This window comes from Halomonas sp. JS92-SW72, assembly GCF_003547075.1.
Lineage (GTDB): Bacteria > Pseudomonadota > Gammaproteobacteria > Pseudomonadales > Halomonadaceae > Halomonas > Halomonas alkalicola.
Window position 1 is genome coordinate 2,705,573 of sequence record NZ_CP032147.1, and the last position, 20,824, is coordinate 2,726,396.

General features: G+C 66.9%; 20 protein-coding genes. 12 read left to right on the forward strand and 8 right to left on the reverse strand.

What is annotated here, in order from left to right; translation table 11 throughout:
• Positions 1-60: 60 nt before the first annotated feature.
• The 5 genes from dctP to D1793_RS12675 form a co-directional block, all read right to left on the reverse strand.
• The gene (dctP, locus tag D1793_RS12655; protein ID WP_119022493.1) at positions 61-1,128 is read right to left on the reverse strand and encodes a TRAP transporter substrate-binding protein DctP; all 1,068 of its coding nucleotides are present in this window, start codon (positions 1,126-1,128) and stop codon (positions 61-63) included.
• A gap of 146 nt (positions 1,129-1,274) precedes the next feature.
• Positions 1,275-2,045 (reverse strand): AraC family transcriptional regulator, encoded by a 771-nt coding sequence (locus D1793_RS12660; protein WP_119022494.1) that lies wholly within the window; start codon positions 2,043-2,045, stop codon positions 1,275-1,277.
• 238 nt (positions 2,046-2,283) lie between these two features.
• Positions 2,284-3,339: a histone deacetylase family protein gene (locus D1793_RS12665; RefSeq protein WP_119022495.1), complete on the reverse strand. Its 1,056-nt coding sequence runs from the start codon at positions 3,337-3,339 to the stop codon at positions 2,284-2,286.
• Between the two features lie 31 nt (positions 3,340-3,370).
• Positions 3,371-4,645, reverse strand: coding sequence for an ArgE/DapE family deacylase (locus D1793_RS12670; RefSeq protein WP_119022496.1), 1,275 nt, complete (start codon positions 4,643-4,645; stop codon positions 3,371-3,373).
• A 264-nt stretch (positions 4,646-4,909) separates the two neighbouring features.
• Positions 4,910-5,839: a LysR family transcriptional regulator gene (locus tag D1793_RS12675; protein WP_240407666.1), complete on the reverse strand. Its 930-nt coding sequence runs from the start codon at positions 5,837-5,839 to the stop codon at positions 4,910-4,912.
• A gap of 121 nt (positions 5,840-5,960) precedes the next feature.
• On the opposite strand from D1793_RS12675, the gene D1793_RS12680 reads away from it, so the two are divergent.
• The 9 genes from D1793_RS12680 (at position 5,961) to D1793_RS12720 (ending at position 16,324) form a co-directional block, all read left to right on the forward strand.
• Positions 5,961-7,208: a M20 family metallo-hydrolase gene (locus D1793_RS12680; protein ID WP_119022498.1), complete on the forward strand. Its 1,248-nt coding sequence runs from the start codon at positions 5,961-5,963 to the stop codon at positions 7,206-7,208.
• An 83-nt stretch (positions 7,209-7,291) separates the two neighbouring features.
• Positions 7,292-8,842: an ABC transporter substrate-binding protein gene (locus D1793_RS12685; protein ID WP_119022499.1), complete on the forward strand. Its 1,551-nt coding sequence runs from the start codon at positions 7,292-7,294 to the stop codon at positions 8,840-8,842.
• Between the two features lie 84 nt (positions 8,843-8,926).
• On the forward strand, positions 8,927-9,904 hold the full coding sequence (locus tag D1793_RS12690) for an ABC transporter permease (RefSeq protein WP_119022500.1): 978 nt from the start codon (positions 8,927-8,929) through the stop codon (positions 9,902-9,904).
• Positions 9,901-10,737 carry an ABC transporter permease gene (locus D1793_RS12695; protein WP_119022501.1) on the forward strand — a complete coding sequence of 279 codons (837 nt, stop codon included), beginning with the start codon at positions 9,901-9,903 and terminating at the stop codon, positions 10,735-10,737. The genes D1793_RS12690 and D1793_RS12695 overlap by 4 nt, the downstream gene beginning before the upstream one ends.
• Before the next feature lie 14 nt (positions 10,738-10,751).
• Positions 10,752-12,377 carry an ABC transporter ATP-binding protein gene (locus D1793_RS12700; protein WP_119022502.1) on the forward strand — a complete coding sequence of 542 codons (1,626 nt, stop codon included), beginning with the start codon at positions 10,752-10,754 and terminating at the stop codon, positions 12,375-12,377.
• 40 nt (positions 12,378-12,417) lie between these two features.
• On the forward strand, positions 12,418-13,812 hold the full coding sequence (locus D1793_RS12705) for an FAD-binding oxidoreductase (protein ID WP_119022503.1): 1,395 nt from the start codon (positions 12,418-12,420) through the stop codon (positions 13,810-13,812).
• Positions 13,809-14,741 carry a DMT family transporter gene (locus D1793_RS12710; RefSeq protein ID WP_119022504.1) on the forward strand — a complete coding sequence of 311 codons (933 nt, stop codon included), beginning with the start codon at positions 13,809-13,811 and terminating at the stop codon, positions 14,739-14,741. The genes D1793_RS12705 and D1793_RS12710 overlap by 4 nt, the downstream gene beginning before the upstream one ends.
• On the forward strand, positions 14,738-15,184 hold the full coding sequence (locus D1793_RS12715; protein WP_119022505.1) for a GNAT family N-acetyltransferase: 447 nt from the start codon (positions 14,738-14,740) through the stop codon (positions 15,182-15,184). Before D1793_RS12710 ends, D1793_RS12715 begins: the two co-directional genes overlap by 4 nt.
• Before the next feature lie 33 nt (positions 15,185-15,217).
• Positions 15,218-16,324, forward strand: coding sequence for an aminotransferase class I/II-fold pyridoxal phosphate-dependent enzyme (locus tag D1793_RS12720; protein WP_119022506.1), 1,107 nt, complete (start codon positions 15,218-15,220; stop codon positions 16,322-16,324).
• Positions 16,325-16,414: 90 nt separating this feature from the next.
• On the opposite strand, the gene D1793_RS12725 is transcribed toward D1793_RS12720, so the two are convergent.
• Positions 16,415-16,687 carry a hypothetical protein gene (locus D1793_RS12725; protein WP_119022507.1) on the reverse strand — a complete coding sequence of 91 codons (273 nt, stop codon included), beginning with the start codon at positions 16,685-16,687 and terminating at the stop codon, positions 16,415-16,417.
• 194 nt (positions 16,688-16,881) lie between these two features.
• Complete coding sequence (locus D1793_RS12730) at positions 16,882-17,064, reverse strand: hypothetical protein (RefSeq protein WP_119022508.1); 183 nt, start codon at positions 17,062-17,064, stop codon at positions 16,882-16,884.
• Positions 17,065-17,238: 174 nt separating this feature from the next.
• On the opposite strand from D1793_RS12730, the gene D1793_RS12735 reads away from it, so the two are divergent.
• The 3 genes from D1793_RS12735 (at position 17,239) to D1793_RS12740 (ending at position 20,202) form a co-directional block, all read left to right on the forward strand.
• On the forward strand, positions 17,239-18,447 hold the full coding sequence (locus tag D1793_RS12735; protein WP_119022509.1) for an MFS transporter: 1,209 nt from the start codon (positions 17,239-17,241) through the stop codon (positions 18,445-18,447).
• Complete coding sequence (locus D1793_RS20045) at positions 18,444-18,569, forward strand: hypothetical protein (RefSeq protein WP_258306303.1); 126 nt, start codon at positions 18,444-18,446, stop codon at positions 18,567-18,569. The genes D1793_RS12735 and D1793_RS20045 overlap by 4 nt, the downstream gene beginning before the upstream one ends.
• Before the next feature lie 184 nt (positions 18,570-18,753).
• Positions 18,754-20,202, forward strand: coding sequence for a GntP family permease (locus tag D1793_RS12740; protein WP_119022510.1), 1,449 nt, complete (start codon positions 18,754-18,756; stop codon positions 20,200-20,202).
• A gap of 20 nt (positions 20,203-20,222) precedes the next feature.
• Here D1793_RS12740 and D1793_RS12745 read toward each other — a convergent pair whose 3' ends face one another.
• Positions 20,223-20,819, reverse strand: coding sequence for a carboxymuconolactone decarboxylase family protein (locus D1793_RS12745; protein WP_119022511.1), 597 nt, complete (start codon positions 20,817-20,819; stop codon positions 20,223-20,225).
• Positions 20,820-20,824: the final 5 nt, after the last annotated feature.

Sequence of the window (20,824 nt, forward strand, 5' to 3'; positions counted from 1 at the left end):
CACCTCAGTCAAGCGCCCGGCCGATAGGCGGCCGGGCGCAGGGCGATGAAAGCCTCGGGGTCAGCGCCCGTAGGTAGCAACGTCGGACTCGGCCACCTCGACGCGAACGCGCTCCACTTCCTCCAGGAAGGCATCCACACGGTCACCGTCGAGGCCGAAGTCGTTGACGATCCACTCGCGCCAGGCGGGCGTGGCAATCTCAGACATCCGCGCCCGCTCCTCCGGGGGCATGATGTAGCACTCCTGGAAGGTCTCGCAGGACTCCTCCCAGCTGGCGGTGGCCAGTGCCCCGGACATGCCGTGGCCGATGGCGATGGCCTCGCGGGCCGAGGTGACGATGGCCTCCTGCTGGGATTCCGTGAGGCTCTGGAACCAGTCCTCGCTTACCAGCCAGGCAGCGCTGTTGTACACGTGGCCGGTCAGGGTGGTGTAGTCGGTCACCTCATGGAAGTTGAAGGTGGTGTTGAGCACCGGCGCGTTGAACTGACCGTCGGCGAGGCCGGTTTCCAGGGCAGTGATCACCTCGCCCCAGGGCAGCGGGGTCGCCGACGCACCCAGCGCACGCATGATGGCCACGTGGCCCGGGTTCTCCTCGGTGCGGATGTTGAGCCCCTCGAGGTCGTCGACGGTGCGGATCAACCGCTCGTTATTAGTAAAGGCCACGAAGCCGCCACCGTCATCGAAGGTGCCGAGATAGCGCATGTCGGTCTGTTCGACGGTGCCGGACATGAAGTCGGCGAACCACTCACCGTCGAAGAAGGCCCACGCCTGGCGCCAGTTATCGAAGATGAAGGGCGCCGTCATCATCTGGTAGTCCGGGTAGAAGGAGGACATCGCGCCGGTGGTGATGATGGTGGACTGCAGGGTGCGCCCGCCCTGCACCTCCCTTGCCGTCTCCACCTCGGAGCCCAACTGGCTGTTGCCGAAGATCGACACCGTTATCTCGCCGTCGGTGCGGGTCTCCACGAGATTCTTGAAGTGCACCAGCGCCGGATACACCTCGTTGTTACTCATGTTCTCGGGAAGAATGGTGGCAATGGCCATCTCCTCGGCCTGGGCCTGGGCGGCCGCCATGGCCAGCGGGAGTGACGCCAGGGCGAATAGCCCGGTAAGGGATCTCATGCGCATGATGCCTGCCTCTTGTCCGTTATTCGTTGCATGGCTCGGGGATCGGCAGTACCGCAGGCACTGCCCTGCCTCAAAGCCTAGGACGGACGGACGAAGGCTGCTTGCCCCCGGCTACGGAGCCTTTGCCCAGGGCTCAGCCAATGGTGTCAACGATCGGCCGAGGGCGGGGTGCCGAAATGGCGTCTGTAGGAGCGTGAGAAGCTGCCCTGGTCGCGAAAACCCACCAGGGAGGCCACTTGGCCAAGGCTCAGATCACTGTGGCAGACCAGCGTCCGGGCATGCCTGAGCCGGCGCTGCTGCACGTAGGCCTGGGGAGTGACGCCGGTCATTTCGCGGAAGCGGGCATGGAAGTGACCCACGCTCAGCGCACAGAGGGACGCCAGCTGCTCGACGCGAATCTCATCGGCCAGGTGGCGATCCACCCAGGCCTCCAGGCGAGGCAGGTCCAGGCGATCGCAGGAGCGTCCTGCAAGGCCGACTCCGTCAACAGCAACTAGCGGTTCGTCCTGTAGATGCAGGTAGATGGCTCGCAGCATCAGCGCGGCAATTTCATTGTGCAGCCCGGGGCACTGTTCCAGCTGCAGCATCAGGCTGTCGGCCAACTGACGCAGCCGGGGAGGCACCCCGAAGAACCGCGGCCGCTCGAACAGGCGCGAGAGGGCGTCGGCCTCGCGAAGCCCCTCAAGGCCAGCCACGGGTATGTCCAGCACCAGAGTACGGTTACGACCGTCGCCGCGGTAGTCGTGATCGCGGGTACAGGGAATCAGGCAGCCCCGCCCACCGGTGATACGGTCGCCATGGCCCTCAACGGCCAGCTCCGTCTGTCCACAGGTCGCCAGAATCAGCTGATGATGGTCATGGGCGTGAGCGACATGCTCGCCGCCCAAGGTTTTAGCCCGCACGGCAAGTTTGTTCATGACAAGGCACGCAGTGTTCTCGTGATCCGGCTTTCATGATGGGTGACGGCAGGCGATCTCGGCAACCGCGGCCCTCTCCCCCCGGAACCCACCAGGCAGACGCCCCGCACCAGGGAGACGCCCGACACCCGGGCGTGGGCGATGATCGCCTGGCCGGCATGCTGGTCATTCATGTGATCGCTCCAGAGTAGCTGGCGCAGGGGAGCCCTGCGCCAGCGCCTTGTTTGGCTGTCGGGGATCAGCTGCCGCCATTGGCGGCGCGAGAACCGGTATAGCCACGCATGAAAGCGGCCAGGTTGTTACCCAGGTGCTCGGTGGGATAGCCCCCTTCCTGCACGATCACCGTGGGCAGCTCGATGGCGGCGAGACGCTGCCCCAGGGCCTGGAAGTCGTCGGTCTCCAGGGCCAGACCGGCCAGCGGGTCATCGCGATGGGCATCCAGCCCCAGCGGCACCACCAGGGCCTCGGGCCGAAACGCCGTCATGGCCTCGATGAGCTCCTCCAGCGCCGCCATGAAGGCGACCCCGTCGCTGCCCAGCGGCAAGGGGCGGTTGAGGTTGGCGCCCCTGCCCTTCCCCTCGCCGATCTCGTCGACCCCGCCCCAGAAGAAGGGATAGAAGTCGGCCGGGTCCGCGTGAACGGAGCCGGTCCAGACGTCGCCACGGTCATAGAAGATGTCCTGGGTGCCATTGCCGTGATGCAGGTCCACATCGAGGATTGCCACGCGAGCATGGCGCTCGCGCAGCACCTCGGCGGCCAGGGCCGAGTTGTTGAGGAAGCAGAAGCCGCCGGCGCGATCGGGCCCCGCATGGTGGCCCGGCGGGCGACACAGTGCGTAGGCGCTGGCAACGCCGGCCAGCACCGCGTCCGCCGCCGCCTCGGCGCTGGCGGCATTCGCCATGACCCCGCTGAACGTCTCGGCCGTCAGGGGGCAGGCCATGTCGTGCATGTGCCAGCCCGCCTGGCCCACCGGGTGACGGGGATAGTGGTGGCCGCCGCCGCAGGGGTGCACATTGGGAGATACCACCGCGGTCGCCTCGGGAAGCGCCGACCAGCGCGAGTGGATGGTTTCCAGGAAGTCGAGGTAGCGCCTGGTGTGGATCCGCGACAACCGTTCACGCAGGCGGGGGGTGTCCGGCATTTCCGGCGACGTGACCTCGATGCCCAGGCTCGCCAGGCCTTCCAGCAACATCTGAGCCCGCAGGGGTCCCTCCGGCGATGCCACCTGCCGGCCTCTCAACAGGAAGCTCGGCGGCGCATGCAGCTCCTGATCCGGGTGATAGAAGAATTTCACAGCACCAGCTCCTCAAGTCGGAAATATGGGTTTACCGAACCACAAGCTCCTGATGGCTCTCTCGCCCCCACCTGCACAAGAACAGGGCATAGGCTTTCAGCACATGCCGGATAGACTCGATATCGACCCGCTCATCGACGCCGTGAATGTTCTCGGCAACGGGTCCGTAGCAGGTCCCGGTGATGCCACCATGCACATGAAATGCGCGCAGGTCTGTCGTGCACGTCAGCGCCTGGGAGGTGATCGCATTACCTGTCAGGTCGTGGTGACATTTTCCCAGCAAACGTATGCCAGAATTCTCCATATCGATCACCACCCCCTCGGAGCGAAACCCGTGAAACTCCACCCTGAGATTGGAGATGCCTTTCCCCAGTCCTGCCTTCGCCTTTTCGACACACGCCTCCACCAGCTTCATGGCGTCATCGACGGCCATCTCGGAGGGGAAACCCAGCCGGCCCTCCAGACAAGCATGAGCGGGAACGCTGGAGGCCCAGTCACCCCCTTCGATGCGTCCTATGTTCAGGTTGAACGGCTTTTCCATGTCTTGATAGAGGGAGTGCCGAGGCAGCGCATTGATCTCCGCCTCGAGGGCCTTCAAGGCAGCAAAGAGTGACGTGATGGCCTCGATGGCGTTGCTTCCGGCACTGGTATCTAGCACATGCGTCGGCACGCCATCGAGGCGGATGCGAAACCACAGCACGCCCACCTGCCCGGACACCAGCTTGGCGCCGAAAGGCTCGGGAATCAGCACGAAATCGCCGGCATGGCCAGCCTTGACGCAGGAGAGAGCGCCGTGCCCTGAGCACTCCTCCTCGATGACGGTCTGCAGCGTCAGGGGGTGATCGATCTCGATGCCGGCCTGCCGAACTGCCTTGACGGCCATCGCCATGGCGGCGATACCGGCCTTCATGTCACCCGCCCCCCGGCCATAGAGCCAGCCGCCATCTCGCCAGGGCTCCCAGGGCGGGCGTGCCCATAGAGATTCCGGTTCAGCCGGCACCACATCGAGGTGGCCATTGTAGACGAGATGCGGGCCTTTCGACTCCGGATTGAGCATCCCCATCACATTGTATCGAGCCGGAATGGGTGATGGCTCAACCTGATCGATTTGAAGGACAGAAGCCTCCATTGGCACTCGCTTTACCGTGAATCCTTCCTGGCGATACCACGCCTCCATCACCTCGAGTGCTTCCTGTTCATTGCCCAGCGTACTGTAGGCCCTGACCAGGGATTCCGTCAGGCAAAGCGTCTCCTCGAAGAGCTCATCGCAGGTCGACATGACCCGCTTCTCCGGCTCGGTAAGCATGAATTGGCTCCATTATCGTTGTGGAAGCTCGATCACCCTGTTGACTCAAGACCCGGGCGTTGAATCGACACCAGTTTCCCGATCGGCCTATTCATGCTTTGCACCTTTATCGCCTGTTTGCAAGCAAAAAAACGCCCCGCTGGTGCATAAGCGAGGCTAATACAAAGAATAAAAAATGAAAAATTGCCTTATGGGACCCGGGCCGGTACCCCTAGAACAAACAACAAGACGGGACCCTCCCGGATGCACCCATCCCAGGCCACCTCATGGCAGTCGCTGCTCCAGACTCACCGACGCCATTGCGCCATGCAGATAATCGAAGAACAGTCGCTCTGCCTGCGAAAAGCGCGAATCTTTGTGCCATACCAGGTGGAGGTCGATATTCGGCACCCCCTCGTAGGGCGGAAGTGGCCAGAGCAGACCCTTGTCGACATCCGCCTGGACCGTGTGCTCGGGCAAGCAGCCGATGCCCCAGCCGGTACGCACGAAGCGCTGGATCTCTTCCAGGCTGCTGGACGTGACCACCACCTCGCCGGTCATGGCCGCATGCGCCCGGTAGACCGCGATTTCCGCAAGCGCCCCGGACAGCTGGGCGCTGGTGAAGGAGACGAAAGGCTCTCGCGCCAGCGCCTGGAGCGAGAGGTTCTGTTGGCCGAACAGGCGATGGGAGCGGCCGCAGTAGAACCGGTAGCGCTGATGGACAAGCAGCTGGCCGTTGAGCCCCTCGACCGGATGCGGCAGCAGGCACACCCCGACGGTACCCATCTTCTGCAGCATCGCCTGCACGACGTCCTGACTCGACAGGACGCTCACCTCACAGGTGATCCGCGGGTGCTGCTCGTGGAAATCGCGCAGGACGTTGTCGAGAAACGAGCACTGGATGCCGCTGACCAGCAGCAGCGTGACCTGACCGGCCACCTCCGGGGAGGTCTCCCGCACCGTGATGCCGAGCCTCGCCACGTTGGCATAGATCTCGAGCGCATCGCGGTAGACCAGCTCGCCCGCCTCGGTGACGCGAAATCGGTGGCTGCCCCGCTCGATGAGACTCTGTCCGAGGTGCGACTCCAGCCGCTTCAAGGCCAGGCTGACCGCCGGCTGGGACAGATTGAGGCGCTGAGCCGCGCGACTGATGCTCTTCTCCTGAACGATGCTCACGAAGGTTCGCAGCAGGTTCCAGTCGAGGGTGTCGTGCACGGACCTCATCGGGTGCATCTCCTGTGGCAGTCCACTGAAAAGCTTCGAGAATACGCCAGCCGCCCGGAGCTGCACATTCAACGCAATCTCATCTCTTCCCCCTGCCATGGAGACAAGCGGCATGAGCGTCACCCCTGCCCCACACATCGACGGCCAGCGGCTCTGGTCTTCTCTCATGGACATGGCACGGATCGGCCCCTCGCCCAATGGGGGCAGTCGACGCCTGGCCCTCAGCGATGAGGACATCGCCGGCAGACGGCAGCTTCTCACCTGGACCGATGCGCTGAAGTGCGAATGGCGCACCGACCAGGCCGGCAACCTCTTCATCCGCCGCGCGGGCCGTGATGACTCCCTGCCCCCTATCGGCATCGGCAGCCACCTGGATACCCAGCCGCTGGGCGGGCGATTCGACGGCATCCTGGGAGTACTGGCGGGGCTCGAGATCTTTCGCACCCTGGATGAGGCGGGCATCACCACGCAGCGCCCCCTGGAGCTCATCGTCTGGACCAACGAGGAAGGCAGCCGGTTCGCGCCTGCCATGGGCGGCAGCGGCGTCTACAGTGGCCGTCTCTCTCTGGAGGCCTTCCGCAACGCCCGGGATCGCTCGGACATGTCCCTTGGCGAGGCGCTGGATCACTCGGGCTTCAAGGGGAGCCTGACCCGCGACGACCTGCCCCTGGGCGCCTACCTGGAGCTGCACATCGAACAGGGCCCGGTCCTGGAGCGCAAGGCGCTGCCCATCGGCGTGGTCAGCGGCGTCCAGGGCCTGCGCTGGTATGACATCGAGTTCACGGGCGATTCCGCCCACGCGGGCCCCACGCCCATGGGCTACCGACACGACCCGCTGCTGGCCGCCACCGCCTTCATCGAGGCCATGCGCGAGACGGTCCTGGCAGACGTCGAGGGCATGTCACGCCTGACGGTCGGGGACTTCCAGGTTGCCGAACCCTCGCGCAACGTCATTCCTGGCAAGGTGCTCCTGAACGTCGATGTGCGCCATACGGACGAGGCCCGCCTGGCGGAGCTCGACCGCCTGCTGCGCCACCATGTGGCCGCCGCGGCCGAGCGCGAGGGGGTCACGGCCCGCGTCGAGGAGCTCTGGCACATGCCGGTGACGCGCTTCGACACCACCCTGGTAGACGATCTGTCGGCAGCCGCGCGTGCCCACGGCCTGGACCCCTTCACCATGATGAGCGGTGCCGGCCATGACGCCGTCAACCTGAGCTACGTGACGCCGACCGCCATGCTGTTCATTCCCTGCCGTGAAGGCATCAGCCACAACGAGCGGGAGTATGCAGAACCCGAACACTGCGCCATCGCCACCCAGGTATTGTGCGATGCAGTGCTGCGGGCGGCGAGCCGGCCATGAGGCGGCGCTGATCGCTCGTTTTCATCCAGGCTCGCAAGAGTCGACCTGACCCACCAACAAGCCATAACTCAACGGGGAAGACCATGAAGAAGCCTTTGACCATTGCCATCGCGGCCGCCACCCTGGCCTCCACCGCAGCGCTGGCAGAGCCTCGCTCGGGCGGCATCATCAACACGGTACTGCAGCCGGAACCCCCGGGGATCATCGCCGGCATCCACCAGAATGCGCCGACCCAGACCGTCTCCGGCAACATCTACGAGAGCCTGCTGCGCTACAGCACCGACCTCGAGCCGATGCCTCAGCTCGCCCACAGCTGGGAAGTGAGCGATGACGGTCTCGTCTACACCTTCCACCTGAACGAGGGCGTGACCTGGCACGATGGCGAGCCCTTCACCTCGGCCGATGTGGTCTTCTCCACGGATGTCTACCTGCGCGAGATGAACCCTCGGACTCGCACCATCCTGGCTCACGTCGACAGCATCGAGGCACCGGATGACCACACCGTGGTCTTCAGCCTCAAGAACCCCTTCGGCCCCTTCCTGCTCTCCTTCGAGGCGGGCACCATGCCGATGATGCCTAAGCATATCTACGAGGGCACCGACTTCCGCAACAACGATGCCAACAGCCACCCGATCGGCACCGGCCCCTTCAAGTTCGAGCGCTGGGATCGCGGCAGCGTCATCCAGCTGGTGCGCAACGACGACTACTACGAGGAGGGCCTGCCCTACCTCGACGGCATCAACTGGCACATCATCCCCGATGCCTCCTCCCGGGCGGTGGCCTATGAGAACGGTCGCGTCGATGTGCTGCCGGCCAACTCCGTGGAGAACTTCGACATCCCGCGGCTGAGCGCCCTGGACAACACCTGCCGCACCGAGGCCGGGCACGAGTACTTCAGCCCCTTCGCCATGCTGTGGATGAACAATCGCGAGGGCCCCACTGCCGACAAGCGCTTCCGCCAGGCGGTGATGTACGCCATGGATCGCGAGTTCGCCCGTGACGTGCTGTGGAATGGCCTTGGCAATGTGCCGCTGTCCGCCTTCGGCTCCAACGCACGCTTCCAGGACGACAGCCTGCCCCCTTACGACCACAACCCCGAGCGCGCTAGAGAGCTGCTCGACGAGATGGGCTATGACGGCGAGGAGGTCCGCCTGCTGCCGATCCCCTACGGCGAGACCTGGGTCCGCTGGGCCGAAGCCGTGCAGCAGAACCTGCGCGAAGTGGGCATCAACGTCCGCACCCAGTCCACCGACGTGGGCGGCTGGAACCAGCGCCTGGGCGACTGGGACTATGATCTCGCCTTCACCTACCTCTTCCAATATGGCGACCCGGCGCTAGGCATCTCGCGCACCTATATCTCCAGCAATATCGCCAAGGGCTCTCCCTGGAACAATGTCCAGGGCTACGAGAACGAGCGCGTCGACGAGCTGTTCGACCTGGCCGCCACCGCCTACCCGGACTCGCAGCGCGAGATCTACTACCAGGAGGTGCAGGAGCTGCTCCACGAGGACGTCCCGGTGGGCTGGCTGCTGGAGCTCGGTTTCCCGACCATCTATCGCTGTGACGTGCAGGATCTGGTGACCACCGGCATCGGCCTCAACGACGGCTTCAAGAACGCCTGGCTTGATCGCTGAACTCGGCTGACTTGACCGCTGAGCTCGGGTGGGGCGGCCGCGTGCCGCCCCACACCTGCACCATGTCGCCACGGGGGTAATGGCATGCTCTATGCCAGATTGATCGTCATGCGGCTGCTGAAAGCCGTCGTCGTCCTGTTTCTCATCGTCATCTTCAACTTCTTCCTGATCCATATGGCTCCCGGGGATCCCGCGGCCGTGCTGGCCGGAGAAGCGGGAGCCACCGATGAGCAGTTCCTGCGCCAGCTGCGCGAGCAGTTCGGACTCGACCAGCCGATCTATGTCCAGCTGTGGCGCTATGTCTCCGGCATCGCCATGCTCGATTTCGGCTACTCCTACCGCCAGCAGATGCCGGTCTTCGACCTGATCATGGCGCGCATGCCCGCCACCCTGCTGCTGACCGGTACCGCCTTCGTGCTGTCGCTGGCCCTGGGCATCCTGGCAGGTTCCCTGGCCGCTGCCCGTGCCAAGAAGCCCTCTGGCTCGCTGATCATGGCACTCGCCCTGCTCTTCTATGCCACCCCGCTGTTCTGGGTCGCGCTGATGGCGGTGGTGCTGTTTTCGGTCTATCTCGACTGGCTGCCCGCCTATGGCATGTACACCATTGGCGCCGGCTACACCGGCCTGGCCCTGGCGCTGGATGTCGGCAAGCACCTGATCTTGCCCGCCACCACCCTCGCCCTGTTCTTCATGGCCATCTACACCCGCATGACCCGCACCTCGATGCTCGAGGCCAGCCAGCAGGACTACGTCAAGACGGCCCGCGCCAAGGGGCTGTCGCCACGGATCATTCAGCGGCGGCATATCCTGCGCAATGCCCTGCTGCCGATCATCACCCTGGCGGGCCTGCAGGCCGGCCAGATGGTGGGGGGCGCGATCCTCACCGAGACGGTGTTTGCCTGGCCCGGCATCGGACGCCTGATGTACGAGGCGCTGATGCAGCGTGACTACAACCTGCTGCTCGGGATCTTCTTCTTCTCGGCCGCCCTGGTGATCGTGTTCAACATCCTTACCGATCTCGTCTATCGCCTGGCCGATCCGCGCATCAAGGAGGCCTCATGAGCTTCTTCGCCCGCTTTGCCCAGAACCGTGGGGCCCTGATCGGGCTGATCATCCTGGTCACGATCATCCTGATGGCCATTTCCGCCCCCCTGTTCTATCCGGAATCTCCCTGGCGCATGGTCCAGCGGCCCTTCCTGCCGCCCCTGGAAGTCGACGGCTTTCCGCTGGGCACCGACACCATGGGCCGCAACGTGGCCGCCGGGCTCATGCATGGCGCCTGGGTCTCGTTGCTGATCGGGCTGGTCTCGACCCTGGTGGCACTGATGATCGGCGTTCCGCTCGGCGCCGTGGCCGGCTACTACGGCGGCCTGATCGATGACGCTCTGATGCGCTTCACCGAGTTCTTCCAGACCATTCCCAACTTCGCCCTGGCCATCGTGCTGGTGGCGATCATGCAGCCCAGCGTCACCTCCATCGTGGTGGCCATCGCCCTGGTCAGCTGGCCACCCGTCGCCCGCCTGGTACGCGCCGAGTTCATGTCGCTGCGCCATCGCGAGTACGTGGAGGCGGCACGCCTCGTCGGCCAGTCCAACCGCACCATCATCCTTCGCCAGATCCTGCCCAACACCCTGTCGCCGATCATCGTGCTGGCCTCGCTGATGGTCGCCACGGCCATCCTGCTGGAATCGTCGCTCTCCTTCCTCGGCCTGGGCGACCCCAATGTGATGTCCTGGGGCTACATGATCGGGGCGGCGCGCACGGTGATTCGCCAGGCCTGGTGGCTGAGCTTCTTCCCGGGCCTGGCGATCCTGCTGACCGTGCTGGCCTTGAACCTGGTGGGCGAGGGGCTGGATGACGCCCTGAACCCGAAACTGAGCCGCGAGCGCTCCTGAGCGAGGGGAATCCCATGAACGAGACATCCTCCAGTCCCCTGCTGAGCCTGCGCAACCTGACCATTGCCCTGCCCAAGGGCGCCGACCGCGCCTATGCCGTGGAGGACGTGAGCTACGACGTGAAGCGTGGCGAGATCCTCTGCGTGGTCGGTGAGTCAGGTTCCGGCAAGTCGATGGCCGCCAACGCCATCATGGGCCTGCTGCCCAAGGGCGTCCGCCCGGTGGGCGGCGAGGCGCTCTTCGATGGCCAGGATCTCCTGACCCTCACCGAGAAGCAGCATCGTCAGCTGCGCGGCCTGCGTATCGGCATGATCTTCCAGGAGCCGATGACCGCGCTGAACCCGCTGATGCGGGTCGGCGCCCAGATCAGCGAGGTCTTCGAGGCTCACGGCCAGCTGAGCGGCCGTGAGCGGCAGGAGAAGGCGCTGGCCCTGCTCGTCGAGGTGGGCATCCCGCAGCCCGAGAAGGCCATCCGTGCCTACCCCTTCCAGCTCTCCGGCGGACAGCGACAGCGCGTGATGATCGCCATGGCCCTGGCACTCGAGCCGGAGCTTCTGATCGCCGATGAGCCGACCACGGCCCTGGATGTGACGACCCAGGCCCAGATCCTGGAGCTGATCCTCGACCTCCAGCGCCGCCGCGGCATGGCGGTGATGTTCATCACCCACGACTTCGGGGTGGTGGCCGAGATCGCCAACCGGGTCTGCGTGATGCGCCACGGCAAGATCGTCGAGCTCGGCGATGCCAGGCCGGTGCTCGACAACCCCCAGCACGACTACACCCGGGCGCTGATCGAGGCGATCCCCAGCGACGTGATTCCCGAGGCCCGCGGGGCCGAGACCGACACGCCGCTGCTGCGGGTCGAAGGGCTCAACAAGGTGTTCCGCTCGCGAGGTGGGCTCTTCAAGCCGGCCCGGGAGGTGCATGCCCTGCGCGATGTCTCCTTCTCGCTGGTGAAGGGCGAGACCATCGGCATCGTCGGTGAATCGGGCTCCGGCAAGTCGACCCTGGGGCGCTGCGTGGTCCGTCTCGAACATCCGGACAGCGGCACCATGGAGCTCTCCGGCACCGACTTCATGAACCTTAGGGGGGAGGCCCTGCGCCGCGAGCGCCACCGGGTGCAGATGATCTTCCAGGACCCCTACGCCTCGCTGAACCCTCGCCACCGGGTGGGCTACGCCATCGCCCAGGGGCCGCTCGCCAATGGCGTGCCCAGGGCCAAGGCGATGGCCCAGGCCGACGAGCTGCTCGAACTGGTCGGGCTGGGCGGCACCGCCGACCGCTTCCCCCACGAGTTCTCCGGCGGCCAGCGCCAGCGCATCGGCATCGCCCGGGCGCTGGCCCTCGAGCCGGAGCTGATCGTGGCCGACGAGGCGGTCTCGGCGCTCGACGTATCGATCCAGGCGCAGATCCTCGAGCTGCTCGAGGAGCTCAAGCAGAAGCTGTCGCTGTCGCTGCTCTTCATCACCCACGACCTGCGGGTGGCCGCCCAGATCTGCGATCGCATCATCGTGATGCAGCATGGGCGAATCGTCGAGCAGGGCCCGGCCCGGGATGTCTTCCTGGCGCCGCAGGAGGCCTACACCCGCCAGCTGCTCGAGGCCATTCCCGGCCGGCCGGAAGCCCTCGAGACCGCATGAACTCGGCACGGCAAGCCGATTGATCCGCCAGGAGGGGAGAATGGAATCACTGCTGAAGGCGATCGAGGGGATCGTGGGGCCCGCGAATGTGCTGCGGGGCGATGACGTCGCCGCGCGGCGGGTGGACTGGATGAGCGGCGCGCCCTGTCGCGCCGCGGCCATCCTGCGCCCAGCCTCCACCGAGGAGCTGGCGGCCGTGATGATGAAGTGCCATGCCGCCGGCCAGCCCGTGGTGACCCATGGCGGACTGACCGGCCTGGTGCACGGCGCCGAGGCGGATGCCGATGAGCTGGTGATCTCGCTGGAGCGCATGACCGCCATCGAGGCGCTGGACCCGGTCGGCGGCACCCTGACCGCCCAGGCCGGGGCACCGCTGCAGAGAGTGCAGGAGGCCGCCATGGAGGCCGGCATGCAGTTTCCCCTCGACCTGGGGGCACGTGGCTCCTGCACCATCGGCGGCAACATCGCCACCAATGCCGGCGGCGTGCGGGTGATCCGCTACGGCATGATGCGCCAGCAGGTGCTGGGACTGGAGGCGATACTGGCCGACGGCCGAGTGGTCAGCTCCATGAATCGCATGCTCAAGAACAACGCCGGCTTCGACCTCAAGCAGCTGTTCATCGGCAGCGAGGGAACGCTCGGCATCATCACCCGCGCGGTGCTCCGGCTGCAGCCGTTGCAGCCGGTGCCACAGACCGCCCTGGTGGCCTGCGCCGACTTTCCGGCGCTCACCGGGCTGCTCCAGCACATGAGACGAACGCTCGGGGAGCAGCTCAGCGCCTTCGAGGTGATGTGGCGCAGCCACTATGCCCTGCTCACCGAGGAGAGCGGCCGCCATGCGCCGCCGCTGCCGTCCGACTTCCCCTTCTATGCGCTGATCGAGAGCCTGGGCAGCGAGGCGACAGAGAGCGCCCAGCGCTTCGCAACGGCGATCGAGTCGGCCTTCGAGGCCGGGCTGCTGAGCGATGCCGCGGTGGCAAGCTCCGAGCAGCAGCGCGAGCGCCTGTGGGCCATCCGCGAGGATATCGAGGGCCTGCTTCACCACATCGCGCCTCGGTTCGCCTTCGATATCAGCCTGCCGATCGCCGACATGGAGGACTACGTGCAAGCCCTGGAGCGGGCCGTGAGCGCACGCTGGCCCGAGGGGCGCATCGTGGTGTTCGGCCACCTGGGTGATGGCAACCTGCATGTCACCGTGGGCACCGGCCGCGACGATGCCGAGACACGCCGCGCCGTTGAGGCGCTGGTCTACGAACCGCTGGCCGCGCTGGGCGGTTCCATCTCGGCCGAACACGGTATCGGAATCGAGAAGCGCGATTACCTGCACCTCTCGCGGACCCCCGAAGAGATTGCCCTGATGCGCACCCTGAAGCAGGCCCTGGATCCCAAGGGGCTGCTGAACCGGCACAAGGTGCTGCCGGACATCGCCGAATGAGCCTGACCATTGCCCGCGCGCAGCTGGCCCGGCTGCGCCATAGCGAGCGACTGACGGCGCTGCTGCTGATCGCCACCATTGGACTGTTCTGGGGCGGCAACTGGCCGGCGGTACGGTTCATACTGATGGACGTGCCGCCCTTCACCCTGCGAACGATCGGCTTCACGACGGGAGCCCTGCTGCTGCTGAGCTGGGCCCGGTGGCGACGGCTGCCGCTCCGGGTTCCGGCCGACGAGTGGCCCTGGCTCATCGCCACGGGACTCTTCACCATCCTCGGCTTCAACCTGGCCACGGCCTTCGCACAGCTCAGAATGCCCACCTCCCAGGCCGCGATCATCGCCTTCAGCATGCCCTGCTGGGCCCTGCTGATGGGATGGTGGCTGCTTGGCCAGCGCATCACGCGCCGTCAATGGCTGGGGCTGGCGTGCGGCCAGGCGGGCCTGCTGGTGCTGCTGGGCCCCACCGCACTGGCCGGCGGCACCCGGGGGCTGACGGGGCCCCTGATCATGCTGGGTGCGGCGCTTTCGTGGGCGCTCGGCACGGTGCTGATCAAGAAGCGCGGCGTCTGGCAGAGCCACGCGGTGGTCATCACCGGCTGGCAGTTCGTGATCTGCGCTGTGCCCATGATCGTGATGATGGTGCTAACGGAGTCACCGCCGCCTCCGGCGTCCTGGCAGGCCAGCACCTGGCTGGCCCTGGGCTATCATCTGCTGTTCTCGATCACCCTGGCCCAGATGCTGTGGTTCATGAACGTGAATCGGCTGAGCGTGGCACAGGCCACCATCTCGACCCTGATCATTCCGACCGTAGGCGTCTCCAGTGCCATCCTGCTGCTCGGCGAGCCGCTGAGCGCCAAGGTCTTTCTTGCCCTGCTGCTGACGCTGGCCGCCGTGGCAATCGTGATGCTGCAAAAGAGGAAAAGCCCATGACCCTGACCATCACCGTACCGCAGGACGCCGATCGCGCCGACTGGGAGCGCCTGTATCGCGGCTATGCCGAGTACTACGGCATGCCCATGGACGCCACGATCCTTGATACCGTATGGGGATGGCTCCAGGCGTCGGACGCGCCGCTGCAGGGCCTGCTGGCCCGCACCGACGCCGGCGAGGCCATCGGCCTGATGCACTTTCGCGCCATGCCATCGCCGCTGCGCGGTGCCACCATCGGCTTCCTGGACGACCTCTTCCTGGCCCCCGCCCATCGCGGCAGCGGCGCCGTGGACGAGATGCTGGACGAGCTGCGCGAGGAGGCTCGCCGCCAGGGCTGGCCCTTCGTGCGCTGGATCACCCGCGAGCACAACTACCGTGCCCGCGGCGTCTATGACCGTCACGCCACCCGCACCGATTGGCTGACCTACCAACTCGAACCCTGACACCCATTTATGACGACTGACCGGGAGTTCTGCATGCCCCGCTTTCCCGACCACCTGACCGGTGACGGCCCCCACAACCCCTTCCCCGGGGTGCGCGTGCTGGAACGCCGCCTGGGCCGCGAGATCCCCCACCAGCTCGGCTCCAACGAGGGGCTCGACATGCCCCACCGCGCCCTGCGCGAGCACTTCGGCGACGCCATGGCGGCCCACGTCTACAGCTACGGCGACGCCGAGGCGCTGGGCATCCGGCGGCGCCTGTGCGAGCAGAAGGGCATTCCCCTGGAGGCGATGCTGGTGGACGCCGGCGCCGACAGCCTGATCGCGCTGTCGCTGCGCGCCGCGACCACCGCGAGCGACGTGGTGGTGAGCACCACCGGCACCTACCCCACCTTCGCCTACTTCGCCCGGGGCCACGGCTGCCGGCTGGTGGAGGTGCCCTACGACGAGGGGCCCGGCCGCCTGGCGCCGGATCTCGACGCCCTGGCCGCTGCCGCCCGCGAGCAGGGGGCCCGGCTGGTCTACCTGGCCAATCCCGACAACCCCGGCGGCCACCTGCATCGCGACGCCGACGTGCTGGCGCTGCGTGACGCGCTACCCGACGACTGCTGGCTGCTGCTGGACGAGGCCTATCACGACTTTCGCGAGGATGCCGACGGCGAGTTCGGGCGGCGGGTGCTACCCGGGGTGATCCGGCTGCGCACCCTTTCCAAGGCCCATGGCCTGGCCGGGCTCAGGGTCGGCTACGCCATCGCCGAGCCCGAGACGCTGGCGGTGATGATGAAGGTGCGCATCCACTACGCGGTGTCGACCCTGAGCCAGGCTGCCGCCGAGGTGGTGCTGGACGCCCCCGACGAGGTGGAAGCCCACGTGGCGGCGGTACGGCGGCGGCGCGAGCGGCTGGCGGCCCACCTGCGCGAACTGGGGGCCGACGTGCTGCCCAGCGCCACCAACTTCGTCGGTATTCGCCTGGCCAGCGCCGAGCTGGCCGGCCAGCTGCACGCCGCCCTGCTCGACGAGGGCAAGCTGATCGCCCGCCCTGCCGACCCGGCGCTGGGCCATGTGCTGCGCATCACCGCCGTGGAGGACGCCCTGGTGCCGGGGCGGCTCGCCACCCTGGAGGCGGCACTCACCGCGCGCTGACGCGCTGAAAGGGCGAGACCTCGCACCGAAACGCCGGCACCGCCCGAGGGCGGTGCCGGATCAAGCCCCGAAGCGAAGTCACCGGGGCACTCAGCAGCGCCCCTGCATCCTCAGCCCGGGCGGACAGAAGCCCCTGCCGCGGCGGTCATGGCGACGGTCATCATAGTAGTAGTACCGCTCCACCCGCCGATGGCGATCGCGATAGTAACGACGATCATCCCCGCGATAGTGGCGATGGCCGCTGTAGCCGTCCACCTCGATCAGCGGGCGGGTCTCGACTCGGGCAGGGGTATAGCTGCAGCCCGCCAGGGTCAGGGTAGATGCCACCATGGCCAGCATCAGCAAGCGCACGGGAGTCCTCATGGAGTTACCTCGCAAGGCAGTCGAGAAAAGGGGCTCCCTTCGTTCCCGGTTCGGTGTCGCTGCCCGTCATCGTGGATGACGGTGGCCTCTGGCGGGCCGGCGAAACGCAAACAGTGTTCTATAACCTTGTACCCGCCGCCGGCCAATCGCCAGACCGGAGCAGGGAAAAAACGTGCAACCTCACTGCCGCGTCGTCAGCAACGCCCCTTCTTGGCCTGCCCCGGCGGGCAGAAGTAGCCGCCGCGCGAGTGGCCGCCTCGGTCGTCATCGATGACGATCAGCGGTTCGGACTTGATGCGGGCAGGGGTATAGCTGCAGCCGGCCATGACCAGGCTGGCCGCCACCAGCATGAGGGGCAAATACAGGTGCCGTGACATACGACCTCCTTGTTCTCTATCAGGGGAACTTCATCGCCACCCATTCTATCCAAGCGCCCGGCAGGCGCCCATGTGGCGCGTCGGCGACATCCGCGTCGCCAGCCGGAGACAGTAGCCAAGCGGCGACGCCCGTCGCATAGTAGGCCTATCATTAGTCTGCAAACGGGACCTCCCATGGAGAGCGTGCGCCGTCATTCCCTGCTGCTTATTGTGCTGGGCAGCCTGGTCGTCACCCTGGCCATGGGCCTGCGCCATGGCTTCGGCCTGTTCCTCGAGCCCATGAGCACCGAGCTGGGCTGGGGCCGCGGCGTCTTCGCCTTTGCCCTCGCCCTGCAGAACCTGCTGTGGGGGCTCTCCCAGCCCTTCGCCGGGGCCCTGGCCGACCGCTTCGGCGCAGCCCGCGTGGTGGTCATCGGCGGCGCCCTCTATGCCCTGGGCCTGCTGTTCATGGGCCTCTCGGAATCGGCGCTGGGCATGACCCTCTCCGCCGGCATCCTGATCGGTCTGGGGCTCTCCGGCACCACCTTCTCGGTGATCCTCGGCGCCGTGGGGCGCGCGGTGGCCCCGGAGAAGCGCAGCATGGCCATGGGCATCGTCAGCGCCGCCGGCTCCTTCGGCCAGTTCGCCATGCTGCCCGGCACCCTGGGCCTGATGGGGTGGCTCGGCTGGTCGGCAGCGCTGCTGGCGATGGGCGCCATCGCCGCGCTGATGCTGCCGCTGGGCGCCATGCTGCGCGACCGCCCCTCGGCCAAGGCCGCCAGCGACATCAGCCTGGGCGCCGCGCTCAACGAGGCCGCCAACCATCGCGGCTTCTGGCTGCTCTGCCTCGGCTTCTTCGTGTGCGGCTTCCAGGTGGTGTTCATCGGCGTGCACCTGCCCGGCTACCTGTTCGACAGCGGCATCGCCGTGCAGGTGGGCAGCACCGTGCTGGCCCTGGTCGGCCTGTTCAACATCTTCGGTACCTACGCCGCCGGCTGGCTCGGCGGGCGCTACTCCAAGCCGCGCCTGCTCACCTGGCTCTACCTGATCCGCGGCGTGGTCATCACCCTCTTCCTGGTCGCGCCGCTCAGCCCCGGCAGCGCCTACCTCTTCGGCATCGCCATGGGCCTGCTGTGGCTCTCCACCGTGCCGCTGACCAACGGCATCGTCGCCTCGGTGTTCGGCGTCCAGCACCTCTCCATGCTGGGCGGCATCGTCTTCCTCTTCCACCAGCTCGGCTCCTTCATGGGCGTCTGGCTGGGAGGCTTCCTCTACGACCTGCAGGGCGACTACGCTGTGGTATGGAACATCGCCATCCTGCTCTCGGTGGTGGCCGCCGCCCTGCACTGGTTCATCAGCGAGCGGCCGGTCAGCCGCCCCGCCCCCACGGAGGCCGAGGCATGAGCCGCTCGCTCCTGCTGCCGATCGCCGCCGCCCTGCTGACCGCCATGGCCCTCGCCCTGGTCTGGTGGGGCTGGCACCACCTCGACGCCGCCCAGCTGCTGCTGGGCAGCCGGCTCTGCTGAAGGACGCCTCTGAACGGCAGGGCTGACCGCCCACGCTGACGGCTAACGTTGCCCCCACCCGGCGGAAGACAACCGCCACCCTGGTGCCTATACTGCACTGCAGCATTCACGGATGAGCAGGAGCAGGCATGGCACGCTATTCCCCCTTACGAACCGAAACGGCGCCCGACCGGGGAGACGCCCGATGACCGGCATCATGGCGATCGTCGTGGCGCTGGTGCTGCTGATGGTCCTGGCCTACCGCGGGCTCAGCCTGCTGATTCTCGCCCCGCTGCTCGCCGCCCTGGTGGCGCTGGTCTCGGTCGACACCCCCCTGCTGGCCAGCTACACCCAGGTCTTCATGGGGGCCGCCAGCGATTTCATCCTGCGCTTCTTCCCACTGTTCCTGCTGGGGGCAATCTTCGGCAAGCTGATGGAGGATTCGGGCAGCGCCGAGGTGCTGGCCAGCGCCATCGTAAAGCGCCTGGGCGACGCCCGCGCCATCCTGGCGGTGGTGCTCGCCTGTGCGGTGATGACCTACGGCGGCGTCTCGCTGTTTGTGGTGGCCTTCGCGGTCTACCCGATCGCCGCGGCGCTGTTTCGCCAGGCCAACCTGCCCAAGCGGCTGATCCCCGGCACCATCGCCCTGGGCGCCTTCACCTTCACCATGACCGCGCTGCCGGGCACGCCGGCCATCCAGAACGCCATTCCCATGCCCTACTTCGGCACTTCGCCGTTTGCCGCGCCGGGCCTCGGCATCCTCACCGGCCTGGTCATGCTGGTGCTGGGACAGGCCTGGCTGAACCGTCGGGCGCGTCAGGCACGGCTGGCCGGCGAAGGCTATGGCGAGCATCAGGACAACGCGCCGCCCGCCGGCCACCTTCGGGAGCGTGCGGCGGGTGAGGGCTTCGACCTGGCCGAGATGACCCCGCCGCCGGCGGTGCGCGACCTGCCCCCCTTGCCGCTGGCACTGCTGCCCATCGTGCTGGTGATCGCCCTGAACCTGCTGTTCACGGCGGTGGTGATCCCGGCCATGGAGACGGGGTATCTCGCCGAGCCGGCCTATGGTGCGACCAGCATCGAGTCGGTGCGCGGGGTCTGGTCGGTGATCGCCGCCCTGGTGGTCGCCATCGCGGTGATCATCGTCGCTAACCTCAGGCGCCTCGAGTCGCTCACCACCACCCTGGACAGCGGCGCCAACGCCTCGCTGCTGCCGATCTTCAACACCGCCAGCCTGGTCGGCTTCGGTTCGGTGATCGCCTCGCTCGCCGCCTTCGAGGCGATCAGCCTCTGGGTGACCTCGGTGGGCGGCGACAACCCGCTGATCTCTCTCGCCATCGCGGTCAACCTGCTGGCGGGCATGACCGGCTCGGCCTCCGGCGGCATGAGCATCGCCCTGGCCACGCTGGGCGACACCTACCTGGCCATGGGCCAGGCCGCCGGCATCGCCCCCGAGCTGCTGCACCGGGTCACCGCCGTCGCCACCGGCGGGTTGGATGCCCTGCCCCACAACGGCGCGGTGATCACGCTGCTCTCCATCTGCGGCCTGACCCATCGCCAGGCCTACCTGGATATCGCGGTGGTGGCCGTGGTGGTCCCGATCCTCTCGCTGGTGCTGCTGATCGCCCTGGGTACGCTGGTCGGCTCGTTCTGAGGCGGCCGCCGCCGCGGGGCCTATCCTGCGGCGGGCGTGGCGATGGGCCGCCCCACGGTCAGCGCCTCGCACAGCGGAGTGGGCAGCTCGCGGTAGGCGGCGTCTGGCTCGACCCCCAGGCCGTCGAGCACCTTGGTGAAGAAGGCCCGCCCGGCCACCACCGCCACGAGGTCGAAGATCTCGTCGTCGGCCAGGCCCGTGCGCCTCAGGCGCTCGACGTCATCGGCGGTGACCCGGCTGGCATCCCCCGCGACCCGGCGCGCAAACGCCAGCAGCTCCCGCTCCGCCGCATCGAGGCCGCAAGGTTCGCGACCGCCGGCAATCGCCGCCACCGTCTCGTCGTCGAGCCACTGCCCCAGCGCCTTGCCGTGAGCCAGGGCGCAGTAGCTGTTGCCGAGCACGCTGGCCGCAGCCAGGGTGGCCAGCTCGAAGCGCCGCGGTGTGACGTGCCGGCGAATGCTCGCCAGCAGGGCCGCCCAGGCCGCCATCACCTCAGGGCGATGGCTGAAGGCCCTTGCATAGTTGGGCAGGTAGCCGAAGTGCGCCGCCTGGCGCCGGTACATCTCGCCTACCGCCTCGTCGGCCCGCTCGGGCGGGATGGTCTGGATGAAGGTCATGACAC